13 protein-coding genes and 1 pseudogene are annotated in these 12,906 nt (G+C 75.2%); 7 read left to right on the top strand and 7 right to left on the bottom strand.

Translation table 11 applies throughout. The features are described 5' to 3' along the window. The gene (locus tag ACTEI_RS25970) at positions 1–1,395 is read right to left on the bottom strand and encodes an acyl-CoA synthetase (protein WP_122980050.1); all 1,395 of its coding nucleotides are present in this window, start codon (positions 1,393–1,395) and stop codon (positions 1–3) included. A gap of 195 nt (positions 1,396–1,590) precedes the next feature. Here ACTEI_RS25970 and ACTEI_RS25965 point away from each other — a divergent pair, with 195 nt between their 5' ends. After that, positions 1,591–2,778: an RNA ligase RtcB family protein gene (locus tag ACTEI_RS25965; protein ID WP_122980049.1), complete on the top strand. Its 1,188-nt coding sequence runs from the start codon at positions 1,591–1,593 to the stop codon at positions 2,776–2,778. A 124-nt stretch (positions 2,779–2,902) separates the two neighbouring features. On the opposite strand, the gene ACTEI_RS25960 is transcribed toward ACTEI_RS25965, so the two are convergent. Further along, positions 2,903–3,796, bottom strand: coding sequence for a LysR family transcriptional regulator (locus tag ACTEI_RS25960; protein WP_122980048.1), 894 nt, complete (start codon positions 3,794–3,796; stop codon positions 2,903–2,905). 81 nt (positions 3,797–3,877) lie between these two features. Between ACTEI_RS25960 and ACTEI_RS25955 the strand changes: the two genes are divergently transcribed. Continuing rightward, positions 3,878–5,104 carry an MFS transporter gene (locus ACTEI_RS25955; RefSeq protein WP_122980047.1) on the top strand — a complete coding sequence of 409 codons (1,227 nt, stop codon included), beginning with the start codon at positions 3,878–3,880 and terminating at the stop codon, positions 5,102–5,104. A gap of 25 nt (positions 5,105–5,129) precedes the next feature. Here the strand turns inward: ACTEI_RS25955 and ACTEI_RS25950 are convergent, their stop codons facing one another. Beyond that, positions 5,130–5,567: an RICIN domain-containing protein gene (locus ACTEI_RS25950; RefSeq protein WP_122980046.1), complete on the bottom strand. Its 438-nt coding sequence runs from the start codon at positions 5,565–5,567 to the stop codon at positions 5,130–5,132. 291 nt (positions 5,568–5,858) lie between these two features. After that, positions 5,859–6,764 carry a hypothetical protein gene (locus tag ACTEI_RS25940; RefSeq protein ID WP_187646002.1) on the bottom strand — a complete coding sequence of 302 codons (906 nt, stop codon included), beginning with the start codon at positions 6,762–6,764 and terminating at the stop codon, positions 5,859–5,861. Between the two features lie 250 nt (positions 6,765–7,014). Here ACTEI_RS25940 and ACTEI_RS25935 point away from each other — a divergent pair, with 250 nt between their 5' ends. Continuing rightward, entirely contained in the window at positions 7,015–7,671 is a 657-nt protein-coding gene (locus tag ACTEI_RS25935) for a nucleotidyltransferase domain-containing protein (RefSeq protein WP_122982414.1), read from the top strand. A gap of 6 nt (positions 7,672–7,677) precedes the next feature. Here the strand turns inward: ACTEI_RS25935 and ACTEI_RS25930 are convergent, their stop codons facing one another. Continuing rightward, positions 7,678–8,379: a GAP family protein gene (locus ACTEI_RS25930; RefSeq protein WP_122980044.1), complete on the bottom strand. Its 702-nt coding sequence runs from the start codon at positions 8,377–8,379 to the stop codon at positions 7,678–7,680. A 117-nt stretch (positions 8,380–8,496) separates the two neighbouring features. Between ACTEI_RS25930 and ACTEI_RS25925 the strand changes: the two genes are divergently transcribed. Then, entirely contained in the window at positions 8,497–9,672 is a 1,176-nt protein-coding gene (locus ACTEI_RS25925) for a sensor histidine kinase (RefSeq protein ID WP_122980043.1), read from the top strand. 56 nt (positions 9,673–9,728) lie between these two features. After that, positions 9,729–10,328 (top strand): response regulator, encoded by a 600-nt coding sequence (locus ACTEI_RS25920; RefSeq protein ID WP_203723829.1) that lies wholly within the window; start codon positions 9,729–9,731, stop codon positions 10,326–10,328. Positions 10,329–10,434: 106 nt separating this feature from the next. Here the strand turns inward: ACTEI_RS25920 and ACTEI_RS25915 are convergent, their stop codons facing one another. Further along, a complete protein-coding gene (locus ACTEI_RS25915; protein ID WP_122980041.1) occupies positions 10,435–11,328 on the bottom strand; it encodes a DMT family transporter in 894 nt (297 codons plus the stop codon). 121 nt (positions 11,329–11,449) lie between these two features. On the opposite strand from ACTEI_RS25915, the gene ACTEI_RS25910 reads away from it, so the two are divergent. Next, positions 11,450–11,989 (top strand): GNAT family N-acetyltransferase, encoded by a 540-nt coding sequence (locus tag ACTEI_RS25910; protein ID WP_122980040.1) that lies wholly within the window; start codon positions 11,450–11,452, stop codon positions 11,987–11,989. Between the two features lie 254 nt (positions 11,990–12,243). Continuing rightward, positions 12,244–12,393, top strand: coding sequence for a hypothetical protein (locus ACTEI_RS38615; protein WP_239082688.1), 150 nt, complete (start codon positions 12,244–12,246; stop codon positions 12,391–12,393). Between the two features lie 111 nt (positions 12,394–12,504). Here the strand turns inward: ACTEI_RS38615 and ACTEI_RS39425 are convergent. Then, positions 12,505–12,615: pseudogene (locus ACTEI_RS39425) on the bottom strand (hypothetical protein); the annotation flags it as partial. Positions 12,616–12,906 lie beyond the last annotated feature (291 nt).

The raw sequence follows: 12,906 nt of genomic DNA, 5'->3' as shown, positions 1-12,906 counted from the left end.
CTAACCGGACATGAGTTGCTTTTTCTGAATCTTGCCCATTGCGTTCCGGGGCAGGCTCGGAACCAGGTATACCTGGCGGGGCCGCTTGTGGAAGGCCAGGCGCTGCGCCACGAAGGCGATCAGCTCCTCCGGCGCCACCGGGTCGGCCACCACGAACGCGGTCACCTGCTCGCCCAGATCCATGTGCGGGGTGCCGACCACGGCCGCCTCGTGCACCGCCGGGTGCAGCAGCAGCACGTCCTCGACCTCGCCGGCGCCGATCCGGTACCCGCCGCTCTTGATCAGGTCGGTGGAGGCGCGGCCGACGATCCGGTGCCAGCCGTCCGGCCCGATCGTCGCCACGTCGCCGGTCGGGTACCAGCCGTCGATCAGCTCGGCCGGGCGCACGCCACCGGCGCGCATGTAGCCGTCGAGCAGGGTGGGCCCGCAGACCTGCAGGTTGCCGATGCTCACCCCGTCGTCGGGCAGCGGGTTGCCGACGTCGTCGACCAGCCGGGTGTGGATGCCGTCCAGGGGCAGGCCGACGTGACCGGCGCGGCGCTCGCCGCCGGCCCGGGCGCTGACCGTGATCAGGGTCTCGGTCATGCCGTACCGCTCGACCGGGGCCTGGCCGGTCAGCTCGGCGAGCGCGTCGAAGACCGGGACGGGCAGCGCGGCGCTGCCGGAGACGAGCAGCCGGGCCCGGCTCAGGGCGCGCGCCCGTTCCGGGGCGGCGGCGATCCGGGACCAGACCGTCGGGACGCCGAAGTACATGGTGCCGGGGTTGTCGGCGTACGCCTCCGGGGTCGGCCGCCCGGTGTGCGCCAGGCGCGAACCCAGCCGCAGCGGGCCGAGGACGCCCAGCACCAGCCCGTGCACGTGATAGAGCGGCAACCCGTGGACCAGCGTGTCAGCGGCGGTCCACCGCCAGGCGGCGGCGAGCGCGTCCAGGTCGGCGGCGAGCGCCGCCCGCGACAGCACGACACCCTTCGGGGCGCCGGTCGTGCCGCTGGTGTAGAGCACCAGGGCGGGCCGGCTCGGGTCCGGCTCCGGGGGCACGGCGCCCGGCCGCGCTCCGCTGATCCGCCGGACCGGCACGGCCGAGTCCCCGGCCGCTGAGGGGTCGTCGGAGAGGATCAGCTCCGCACGCGAGTCGCTGAGGATGTGGGCGCGCTCCAGCTCCCCGGCGTCCGGCGGGATCGGGACGACCGGCACCCCGGCCAGCAGCGCGGCGGTGACCGCGACCATGGTCGGCAGCCCGGCGCTGGCGTGCACCGCGACGATCCGGTGGCCGGTGACCTCGGCGGCCAGGCCGGCCGCCCAGCCGAGCAGCTCGTGACGGGTGACCCGCCGCTGCGGGGTGACCACGAAGTCGGCCCGGTCGGCGTCCTCGAACAGCGCGGCAAGCAGTGGCATGGGTGGATCATGCCAGTCCTGGCTGGGCGTTCCCTGGCCGGAACACGCCCGCCCGGCGGCGAATATCGCTTGCCGGGCGGCGGCGGCTGCGGCAGGCTGCCGGGCATGACGTACTGATGCCTCCACCCCGGGTCCCCGCACTCCCTGTCGGCGACGGCTGCTGCCCGCCGCCGGTACCTTCCTGGAGCATCTGTCTTGTCTGATCAGACCACCTCGGCGACGGTGTCCGTCTTCGCCTCCGCGCACAGCTGGATCGAGTCCGGCGCGCTGGACCAGTGCCACCGGGTCGCCGCGCTGCCCGGCATGCGGCACGTCGCCGGGATGCCCGACCTGCATCCCGGCAAGGGCGCCCCGATCGGCGCCGCGATGATCTCGTCCGTGCTCTACCCGTTCCTGGTCGGCTCGGACATCGGCTGCGGCATCGCGGTCTTCCCGTTCCGGCTCAAGCGCGCGGTGCCGGAACGGCTCGCCGCCCGCTTCCCCGACCTCGACGTCCCGCTGGACGCCGCCGCGGACGCCGGTGACCCGGCCTGGGCGGTGCTGGACGGCCCGATCCCGGCCGGGCACACCGACGGCCTGGGCACGGTGGGCCGCGGCAACCACTTCGTCGAACTGGCCCGGATCGGCGCCGTCCTCGACACCGGGCACGCGGACCGGCTCGGCCTGGCCGCCGGCGACCTGGTGCTGATCGTGCACAGCGGTTCCCGCGGGCTCGGCGAGCGGATCCTGCGCTCGCACACCGAGGTGCACGGCGCCGGCCCGGCCCCCGACCCGGCCGCGTACCTCGCCGCGCACGACGACGCGGTGCGCTGGGGTTCGCTCAACCGGCGGCTGCTGGCCGCCCGCGTCGCGCACGCGCTGGGCGCCCCGGTGGAGCCGCCGATCGTGGACGAGTGCCACAACTCGGTGGAGCTGCGCGACGGCGCGTACCTGCACCGCAAGGGCGCGGCGAACGGCGACGGCCGGGACGTGCTGGTCGCCGGGACCCGCGGCACGCCGTCGTTCCTGGTGGCCGGGCACGCCGGCGCGGAGGCCGGCTTCTCCGTCGCGCACGGCGCGGGACGCAAGATGTCCCGGGCCGATGCCCTGCGGCGGGGCCGGGCGAAGCACACGGTGGAGGAACTGCGGCGTACGCCGGTGGGCTCCGTGGTCGTCTGCGGCGACCGGCAGCTGCTGTTCGAGGAGGCGCCGACCGCGTACAAGCGGATCGAGCAGGTGATCGCCGACCTGGTCGAGCACCGGCTGGCGACCCGGGTGGCCAGCACGATCCCGCTGGTCACCTACAAGACGGCGGACGCCGAGCCGCGTCGCCGCCCGTCCGGCGCCGACGCGCGTGGCCGTGCGGCCGAGACCGGTCCGCGCCGGGACAGGGGACGGCGGTGAGCGCCCGCCCCACCCGGCCGGGCGTCGTGCCGCGCTCGGCCGGTGAGCGGTCGGCATCCGGTCCGGCTGACGTGCCGGTCGTCATCCGTCGAGCCGTTGTACCGCCGACCGGCCCGTCGCGGGGTCACCGCGGTTCCGGCACCCCGGTCCGGACCAGGGCGATCAGCGCCCGCGCGGCGGCGCCCGGCGCACGGTCGGCGGGCACCGCGAGCGACAGCGGCCAGCGCAGGTCCGCCCCGGTCACCTCGCGCACCGCCACCCCGGTCACCCCGGTCAGCAGGAAGCGGGGCAGCAGCGCGACGCCCAGCCCGTGCCGCACGAAGTCGGCGCCGGTGCCGATGTCGCTGATCTCGATGGTCACCCGGCGGCGGACCCCGGCCGCGGCGAACGCCCGGTCGGCCACCGCCCGGTTGCCGTAACCGGGCGGCGAGTCGATGAAGTCCAGGTCGGTCAGGTCGGTGATCGGCACCGTGGGCCGTCCGGCCAGCGGGTGATCGGCGGGCAGTACCAGGTCGAGCGGCGCGTGGGCCAGGTCGATCAGCCGGATGCCCGGCGGTGGCGGCCCGGGCAGCGAGACGAACGCCAGGTCCAGCCGGTGCTCGGTGAGCCGGGCGACCAGACCGGCCGAGCCGGACGGCGCGGCGCTGGTCTGCAGCAGCACGCCGGGGTGGCGGCGGTGGTACTCGCCGAGCAGGGCGGGCAGGTCGAGCAGGCGGATCGAGGTGAGCACACCGAGGCGCAGCGTGCCGCGCAGCCCGCTGCGGACCTCGTCGACCGCGTCGCGCGCGTCGCGGGCCGCGTCCAGCGCGACCCGGGCGCGCGGAAGCAGGGCGGCGCCGGCGTCGGTGAGCCGGACCCGCTTGGCGTTGCGGTCCAGCAGCTGCGCGCCGAGCTCGCGTTCCAGGGTTTTGATCGCGGCGGAGACCGCGGACTGCACCACGTGCAGGCGGGTGGCCGCCCGGGAGAAGTGCCGCTCCTCGGCGACCGCGACGAAGTACTCCAGCTGGCGCAGCTCCACCCGGCGATTATCACCGGTGCTGATCGGTTCGAGCTATATCTTTCGTTGGACGTGATGCTTGCCGGTGCGCAGGCTCAGGGCATGACTCTTCTGGCTCCCGCCCCGCGTCTTTGCGCAGTGTCCGGGACGGCCCGGCACGGCGCCGGGTTCTGGATGATCGCCGCGGCGTTCCTGATCGCGATGGCCTTCTCCACCGTCCCGACCCCGCTCTACCCGCTCTACACGGCCCGGGACGGGTTCTCCACGTTCACCGTCACCGTGGTGTTCGCGGTCTACGCGGTCGGTGTCGTGATCAGCCTGCTGCTCGCCGGCCACCTCTCGGACCGGGCCGGGCGCCGGCGGGTCCTGCTCCCGGCGCTCGGCCTGGAGCTCGCCGCCGCGGCGCTGTTCTTCAGCGGCACGTCGCTGCCCGTGCTGCTGGCCGCAAGGTTCCTGACCGGGCTGGGGGTCGGCATGGTCACCGCGACCGCCACGGCGTACCTGCACGAGCTGCACGCCGCGGACCGTCCGGGCGCGTCCCGGCAGCGCTTCGAGGTGGTGTCCACGGTGGCGAACACCGGCGGGCTCGGCGCCGGGGCGCTGGTGGCCGGGCTGCTCGCCGCGCACGTGCATACGCCGTTGCGTACGCCGTACGCGGTCTTCGCGGTCCTGCTGCTCGTCGCCCTCGCCGCGGTCGCCCTGGCCCCGGAGACCGTGACGGACCGCCCGGCCCGGCCGGCCTACCGCCCGCAGCGGATCCACGCCGAGCGGCCCGTCGCCGGCCACCTCACCGCGGGGTTCGCCGCGTTCGCCGTCTTCGGCCTGTTCACCTCGGTCGCCCCGGGCTTCGTCGCGGGCGTCCTGCACCACTCGTCGCGGGTGCTGGCCGGCGCCCTGGTCTTCGCGGTGTTCGCCGCCGCCGCGGCCGCGCAGGCGCTGACCGGCCGCCTCGGCAACCCCGCGAAGCTGGCCCTGGGTCTGGCCGCCCAGGCCGGCGGCGTGCTCATCGTGCTGGCCGGGATGCGCCTGGCGAGTCTGCCGGTCTTCCTGGCCGGCGGCGTGGTCGCCGGGGTGGGCGCGGGCACCCTGTTCAAGGCGGCGGTCGGCGCCGTCACCGCCCTCGCCGCCCCGCAGCACCGGGGCGCAGCACTGGCCGGGCTGTTCCTCGTCGCCTACCTCGGGCTGACCGTGCCGGTGATCGGTCTCGGACTGGCCACCCGGGCGTTCACCGCGCTCACCGCGATGACCGGCTTCGCCGTGCTGATGCTGGCCCTGCTCACCGCCGTCGCCGCGCTGACCACCCGGCGGACCGCCGGCGCGCCGCGGTGATCCGCGGGCGGGCCCGCCCGGTCGTCTAGCCGGAACGCCACTTCTGGTTGCGTTGCCAGGTGCACGGGCGCAGGCGGACCGTTCCGTACCCGTTCTCGTCGATGTGTTCCTCGGTGAGGCACGGACCGTAGCGGCCGTTGCGCAGGACCTTCACGAACCACCACGCCTGGGCCGGGTCGGCGCCGTTGCATTCGGCGACCCGCGCGACCGGGCCTTCGGCGCTGACACAGTTCTCACCGTTGTAGAACTTGCCGGTGCTCGCCTGGTACCAGTGCTGACCGGGCACGCCGTCGCCGCACGGCCGGGTGCTGACGATCGTGCCGATCGGGCCGCCGGTCAGGCACCGCGTGCTGTCCGCCCTGGTGACGATCTTGCCCTGGTGCAGCGGCGGCGGGGCCGGGACGGGCGCGGTGGCTGTCATGCCCGCCATCACGGTGGCCAGGAACCGGGTGATGCGCCGCATAGTCGTTCACTCTAGGAAATCCGCGGGGGCGGTGCTGGCGAACTGCCGCCTCCCGCGACCGAACTGCCGCCTCCCGCGAGCGAGCTGTCATCTCCGGCGACCGAACTGCCGCCTCCCGCGACCGAACTGCCGCCTCCCGCGACCGAGCTGTCATCTCCGGCGGTCGGGCGGCCGTCTCCGGTGATCGAACTGTCGTCTCCGTTGATAAGGCAGCCGTCTCCGGTGATCGGGCAGTCGGCGACGAGAACGGGGTGGGCCCGAGGCCCACCCCGTGGCACGTGCCTCAGCGGGTCACTTGCCGGTGGCCGGAGCCGAGCCGGCCGCGCCCTTCTCGCCGGCGTCCTGCCCGTCCGCGCCCGCCGCGTCGTCACCGGCCGCGCCCGCATCGCCGGCGTCCTGCCCGTCCGCGCCCGCGGCGTCGTCACCGGCCGCGCCCTGCTCGCCGGCCTCCTGCTCGTCCGCGCCCTGGTCGCCGGCGCCGGCCGCCACCACGGCCTTCGCGTCGGCGAGCGCCAGGCAGGCCTGCAGCAGCGTCGCCTGCGCCGACGTCACCGCGGCCGCGGCCGCGTCGTTGGCCCCCGCGCCCTGCTGGTCCGCGCCCGCCGCGTCGTCACCGGCCGCGTCCTGCTCGCCGGCGCCCTGCTGGTCCGCGCCCGGTTCCTCCGCCGCGCCCTGCTCACCGGCCTTCGCGCCCTTGCCGGCGCCCTTGCCGGCGTCCTTGCCGCCGGCCTTGCCGGCGCCCTTCCCGGCCGCCTTCAGTGACTTGACGTACTTCTTGGCCAGCTTCCGGTTCGCGGCCCGGTTCTGCGCGGCGCTGCGCTGTGCGGCCTCGCCGGCCTGCTCGCCGGCCGCCGCGGCGGCGTCCGTGGCGAACTGGTCGCAGGCGGCTTCCAGGGCCTGCGCGGAGGCGGCCGCCGCGTCGCCGGCGCCCTCGCCCTGTGCCGCGACCGGTTGCAGCTCCTCGCCGTCGCAGACCACGCTGCCCGCGTTGACCTGCAGCTGCTCGCACTGGGACACGTCGAACTGCTGACCGTCCACACTCACCAGGTCGGCCGCCTTGGTGTCCGTGCTGGCGTTGGCGAGTTGCACCCCGGCCAATCCGGTGGCCACCAGCACCCCCGCGACCACAACCGCGCCGATCGCCTTCCGCCGGTTGCCCTGGTTGCCCTGGTTACGTCGGTACGCGCGCGACCTCATGATCACTCCTCGTCGTTGGACGTCGATGTTCACCGGTTGCGGGGCGATACGGGGGCCGCCGGTCGCGCGGTTCAACCCGGATTCGCCACCAGCCCCCGATCGCGCCCCGGAACCGGCCACGGATGCCCAGGTCAGCGTGGTGTTTCGGGAGGTTCGAAAAAAGTTTCCGGATGCGGGCGAACGGGTGGCCGTCGATACGCCGATCCCGCCCGCCATGACCCGAACCGGTCAGTGCGGCATGATCATCGACATGGAACCCGTGCATGTCGCCCGTGAGCTGGCACGTGACCGCTTCCCGGCGGCCGAGTGGGCGATGCTCACCGGCAGCGTGGTCGGCCCGCACCGGACCGCGGGCTCCGATCTGGACATCGTGGTGCTGGACGAGACCGATCCGGGGCACCGGGAGAGCCTGCGCCACCGCGGCTGGCCGGTGGAGCTGTTCGTGCACACCCGGGAGAGGCTGGCCGGCTTCCTCGAACGGGAACGCGCCCAGCGCAAGCCGAGCACGCACCGGATGCTCGCCCACGGCGTGGTCCTGTTCGGCGACCCGGGCGACCTGCCGGCCCGGTGCGCGCGGGTGCTCGCCGAGGGCCCGGGACCGCTGAGTCCCGCCGAGCACGACTGGCTGCGCTACAGCCTGACCGACGGCCTGGACGACCTCCGGCACGCCACCGACCCGGGCGAACGCACAGTGATCGCCACGGGGCTGTGGACCGGCACCGCCGAGGCGGTGCTGTCGCTCGCCGGCCGGTGGGTCAGCGGCGGCAAGTGGCTGCTGCGCGACCTGCGCGAACACGATCCTGTGCTGGCCGAGCGCTGGCTGGCGGCCCGCGACGATCCGGCCGCGCTGGCCACCGAGGTGCTGGCGGGAGCGGGCGGGCCCCTGTTCGACGGCTACCGCGCGTGAGCGCGGTCAGTTGCCGGAGCCGGTGAGGCCGAGCCGTCCCGCCGCGTCGTTGGCGAGCAGGAAACCGACGATGCCGACGATCCACGACAGCGCGTTGCTGTTCGCCATCCAGTCGCTCATCCGGGCCAGCGGCTTGGCGACCCGGTCGCCGGCGACCAGCCGCCCGGCGAGCAGGGCCAGCGCGGGGACGATCATCAGCAGGCAGTACCCCACCATGATCAGGGTGACCTGCGCCGGTGGGAGGTCCGCGGTGGTCAGCAGACCGATCGCCGCCAGGTACGGCAGCATCGTGGTCACCTCCGCGGCGGCCGCGGCCAGCGCCAGCCGGGCCAGGCCACCGGCGCCGCGATCGTCCGCCAGGGCCCGCTCCCGCCAGCGGACCAGCCGGCCGCCGCCGCCGCGGCCGTGCCTGCGGTCGAGCCGGAAACTCCAGAAGAACAGGGCGACGCCGGTGACCAGCTGCGCCCACATCACGGCCGGGTTCGCCAGCGCGTCACGGATCCGCGGCAGGAAGGCCTCGGCGGCCAGCGCCACCGCGATGCCGACGGCGAAGTAGAAGGCCGCGACCGTACCGAGAAAGACCAGGATGCGTCCGGGCCGGACCGGGCCCGGGTGCAGCAGCAACCAGGCCGGGATCAGCAGCGTCCCGAAACTGGTGGAATCGATGAGCGCGAGAACGGCCAGCGACCCGAGAAGGGGGAGATCCATGCCGCGACCATGCCCGCCCGGCGGGGCCGGGCGCGTCGCCCGGACGATGGCCGGACCGCCCGCCACATACACCCTTCGGCGTACGCCCGGGTGTGCCGCCCGTGATGGGATGGTCCGGTGGGACTCGGAGCGCGCTGGCGCGGCAGCACGTGGTTCCAGGACGCCGGCACGGCAGCCGGGACGTTCCTGGCCGGGCTGGCGTTCAACCTCATCGGACTGACCGACATCTGGTCGCTCCCGCAGCCGCGCGCGGTCGCCGGCTGGCCCGCGTGGTGGCACACCGTCCCGCTGGCCGCCGGCTGCCTGGCGATGCTCGGCAAACGCCGCCACCCGGTGCCCGCCCTCGTGGCCGGCACCGTGGCGATGGTCGCGGACCTCCTGCTCGGCGGCAGCGTCGCCCTGGTCCTGGTGCTGTTCGAACTGCTCTTCTCGGTCGGCCTGTTCGCCTCCGGTCGCGCCCGCACCGCGGTGGGCAGCGCGGTGTTCGTCGCCGTCGGCACGATCAGCGTGGTGACCGGGCTGGCCGTCGGCGAGTTCCGGATGGCCGTCTTCATGGCCCTGCAGCTGACCACCCTGCTGTGTGTGCCGCTGTGGTGGGCGGCCAACATCCGCCAGCAGCGGCAGCTGGGCCGGCTCGACGCGGAGCGCACCGCCCGGGAGGCGGTCGTCGCCGAACGCGCCGCGATGGCCCGCGACCTGCACGACGTGATCGCCGCGCACCTGTCCACCACCGCGATCCACTCCGGCGCGGCCCTGGCCCGGCCCCCGGACCCGGAGCGCGACCGGGCCACCCTGCGGGAGGTACGCACGAGCAGCCTGGCCGCCCTGGAGGAGATGCGCTCCATGATCATGCTCTTGCGGGCCGACGACGCGACCCCGGACGCGGCCCTGCCCGGCGGCCTGGACCGCCTGCCCGGCCTGGTCGCGGCGGCCACCGCCGGCGGGCTGCGGGTGGAGACCCGGATCCGGGAGATCCCGCAGGTCTCCGCGGCGGTGGCGCACGCCGTCCACCGGATCGTGCGGGAGGCGCTGACCAACGCGGCGAAACACGCGCCGGGCTCGGAGGTGTGCCTGGAGGTCCACCCGGCCGGCGACGCCGTGCAGGTGACCGTCACCAACGCGGTGACCCGGGCGGGCGCGGTCGACCACCACGCGCTCAGCTCCGGCGCCGGACTGATCTCGATCCGCGAGCGGGCCACGTTGCTCGGCGGCGAGCTCACCGCCGGCCCGGACGGCGGGCACTTCCGGGTACGCGCCACGCTGCCCCTGCACCCGGCGGGGAGCGCGCGGTGAGCGACCCGCGGATCCGGGTCCTGCTCGCCGACGACCATGCCGCGATCCGGGCCGGGATGCGGCTCATGCTGGAACAGGCGCCGGACATCGTGGTGGTGGGCGAGGCCGCCGACGGGGCGGTCGCCGTCCGGCAGGCCGGCGCGCTGCGCCCGGACGTGGTGCTGATGGACATCCGGATGCCCGGCACCGACGGGATCGCCGCCACCCGGGCGATCACCTCCGCGGGCGTGGCGGACGTGCTGATCCTGACCACGTTCGACTTCGACGACTACCTGTTCGGGGCACTGCGCGCGGGCGCCGCCGGCTTCCTGCTCAAATCGGTCGAGCCGGCCGCGCTGATCGACGCCGTGCGCCGGGTCGCGGACGGTGACGGTTTCCTGGCGCCCGAGGTGACCCGCCGGCTGCTCACCGCCTTCGCGGCCGCCGCCCCGGAGCCGGCGCGGCCGGTGACCACCCCGGCGCTGGACGGCCTCACCGAGCGGGAGCGCGACGTGCTCGCCGGGCTCGGCCGGGGGCTGTCCAACGCCGGCCTGGCCGCGGAGCTGGCGATCAGCCGGGCGACGGCGAAGACGCACGTGTCCCGGGTGCTGGGCAAGCTGGGCTGCACGTCCCGGGTGCAGGCGGCGATCCTGGCCAAGGAGGCCGGTCTGGCCTGACGGCTCCGGCCGCCTGATAGCCCCGACCTCCTGACGGCCCCACTCATGGCTCCAACCACCTGACGGCTCCGGTCGCCGGGCGGTTTCGGTCGCCGGGTGGCCGCGTTCAGCGGCGGCGGGCCAGGGCGACGCCGGCCAGCGCCACGACGCCACCGGCGCCGGCGAGCACGTGGGGTGTTTCGGACAGCAGCGGCCAGGCGAGCAGGATGGTCAGCGGTGGCACCAGATAGGTGGTCACGCCCAGCCGGCCGGCGTTCATCCGGGACAGGGCGTACGCCCAGGTGCCGAAGGCGAGCGCGGTCGGCACCACGCCCAGGTAGACCACCCCGGCGACGGAGCCGGCCGGGGCGGACCGCAGATCGGCGAGCAGGCCGCCGGCGAACGGCAGCGTGACGATCATGCCGGTGGTGCAGGCCATCTGCGTGACCTGCAGGGCGGGCAGGCGGCGCAGCGCCGGCTTCTGCAGGGTGACACCGACCGCCCAGGCAGCCGCGGAGAGCAGGCAGAGCGCCACGCCGAGCGGGTCGGCGGCACTGCCGCCCCGCCCGGCCAGACCGATCAGCAGCACGCCCGAGAAGGCCACACCGGCGCCGGCCAGCAGACCCCGCGGGAAGCCCTCATTGAGGAACGCGCCCGCCATCAGCGCGATCAGAATCGGACCGACGTTGACGAGCATGGCCGACGTGCCGGCATCCAGCCGCTGCTCGGCCGCGTTCAGGGCGACGTTGTAGACGCCGAACCAGACCACGCCGCAGCCGGTCACCAGCGCCCACTCCCGCGCGGTGGGCCGGACCCAGGTGCGGGTGACGAGCACGGCGGCGGTCAGCGCGAGCGCGCCGGCGGCGAGGCGGCCCAGCGCCAGCGGGCCGGCGGCGAAGTGCGCGTGCACGGCCCGGATCGCGACGAACGCGGAGGCCCAGGCGGTGACGGTGACCACGACGGCGGCGACCACGGTCAGGGGCGGGCGGACACGGTCGTCGGGGACGGTGGTGAGGGACATGGGGGTCACGGTAGAGGGCGGACGGTTCGGCCGCCGCCGCACGGTCGGGGCCCGGCCCGGCGTACCCGGAATCGGCCGTGGCGATCCGCGGGAACGCCGCCCGGTCCTGGGATCATGCGGCATGACTGTCGTACGCACGGTGGCCACCGCCGACCTCACGCCGGGTGACCGCACCCGCCTGCGGGGCCTGCTCGACGAAGCCTTCGCCGGCCATTTCGACGACCACGACTGGGAGCACACGCTCGGCGGCCTGCACGTCCTGATCACCGTGGACGGCACGATGATCGCCCACGGCGCGGTGGTGCGCCGGCACCTGCTGCACCGGGGCCGGTCGGTGCGGTGCGGGTACGTCGAGGCGGTCGCGGTGCACCCGGCGCACCGCCGCCGCGGGTTCGCCACCGCGGTGATGACCGAGGCGGAACGGATCATCGACCACGGCTACGCCCTCGGCGCGCTGTCCGCCTCGGCCGCCGGCCGCGCGCTCTACGTGTCCCGTGGCTGGCGGGTCTGGCGGGGCGGCACCGCGGTGCTCGCCCCGGACGGCGTCACCCGCACCGAGGACGACGACGACAGCACCATGGTCCGCCCGGTTCCCGGCGGGGCCGCGCTCGACGAGCGGGACCTGCTGATCTGCGACTGGCGCGACGGCGACGTCTGGTGACCGATCCGATAGGCGGCAGCGGGCGGTCGGCCGGACCCGGCGCAACGGCCGCCCGGCCAGGTCGGCGCCGGTCACCTCGCCGTCGCCGTCGCGGGTGAAGAAGCCGCCCTGCCCGCCGCCGGTGACGATGTATCCGTCGTCGGGAGCAGGCCGATCGCGGCGACCGTCTGCATCCACGTGCCGGGCGGCGCGTTCGGCCCGCCGCGCAGATCCCCCTGAACCGGCGGCTGTCCAGCGAGGCACTCGACCGGGCGATGCCCGAGGCGCACGCGGCGGGAAAGAATTTCCGGTACGTCCGCACCCGCCTGGACACCGCGGCCGGGCGCGGCCATGCGGCGCCGGGCGACACGTGCACGTTCGGGCTGGAGCCCACCCTCGACGGCTTCGCCGCCCGCCCGGGGTGACGCGGGCCGCCCGGTCGGCGTGTCCGGCCCGGTGGTGGATCGGTTCCGGACGAACAGGCGGAACGGATGGCCGTCCGGGTCGAGGCACACCCGGACGTCGTCCTGCGGCTGGCACCCGGCGACGGCGGCGCCCAGCCCCACGGCCCGCGCCACCCCGGCTTCCAGGTCGTCGACCCTCGATGTCCAGGTGCATCTGCATCCGCGGCCGGTCGGCCCGGCCACACCGGGGGCTCGTGGTCCGGCTCGGCGGGGAACGACAGGCCCGTCAGCTCCACCCAGCCGTCCTGCGCCAGCGTCACCGGCAGGTCGAGCAGCCGCGCGTAGAAATCGGCCAGCCGGCGCGGATCCGGGGAGCTGATCGTGGTGGCCACCAGTCTCATCGGCTCACGGTGACCAGGGTGGCGGCCCGGTGCCACGCCGGCGTGGTCGTGGGCGGGGGAGGGGCAGGTCGTACCGGGGAAGGAGCGCCGACCGGCAGCGGCCGCAAGCGGTGCGGTGATTCTTCCGCGCCGC

Source organism: Actinoplanes teichomyceticus ATCC 31121, from assembly GCF_003711105.1.
In the GTDB taxonomy this organism is placed as follows: Bacteria; Actinomycetota; Actinomycetes; order Mycobacteriales; family Micromonosporaceae; genus Actinoplanes; species Actinoplanes teichomyceticus.
Note: the sequence above shows the minus strand (reverse complement) of the source record. Positions and strands in the feature narration are given on the sequence as shown.

Excerpts from the sequence above, each read along its gene's own strand:
- ACTEI_RS25930 (WP_122980044.1), bottom strand. The coding sequence starts at position 8,379 with ATGGATCTCCCCCTTCTCGGGTCGCTGGCCGTTCTCGCGCTCATCGAT.
- ACTEI_RS25970 (WP_122980050.1), bottom strand. The coding sequence starts at position 1,395 with ATGCCACTGCTTGCCGCGCTGTTCGAGGACGCCGACCGGGCCGACTTC.
- ACTEI_RS25955 (WP_122980047.1), top strand. The coding sequence starts at position 3,878 with ATGACTCTTCTGGCTCCCGCCCCGCGTCTTTGCGCAGTGTCCGGGACG.
- ACTEI_RS25915 (WP_122980041.1), bottom strand. The coding sequence starts at position 11,328 with ATGTCCCTCACCACCGTCCCCGACGACCGTGTCCGCCCGCCCCTGACC.
- ACTEI_RS25950 (WP_122980046.1), bottom strand. The coding sequence starts at position 5,567 with ATGCGGCGCATCACCCGGTTCCTGGCCACCGTGATGGCGGGCATGACA.
- ACTEI_RS25910 (WP_122980040.1), top strand. The coding sequence starts at position 11,450 with ATGACTGTCGTACGCACGGTGGCCACCGCCGACCTCACGCCGGGTGAC.
- ACTEI_RS25920 (WP_203723829.1), top strand. The coding sequence starts at position 9,729 with ATGCGGCTCATGCTGGAACAGGCGCCGGACATCGTGGTGGTGGGCGAG.
- ACTEI_RS25940 (WP_187646002.1), bottom strand. The coding sequence starts at position 6,764 with ATGAGGTCGCGCGCGTACCGACGTAACCAGGGCAACCAGGGCAACCGG.
- ACTEI_RS25935 (WP_122982414.1), top strand. The coding sequence starts at position 7,015 with ATGGAACCCGTGCATGTCGCCCGTGAGCTGGCACGTGACCGCTTCCCG.
- ACTEI_RS38615 (WP_239082688.1), top strand. The coding sequence starts at position 12,244 with ATGCCCGAGGCGCACGCGGCGGGAAAGAATTTCCGGTACGTCCGCACC.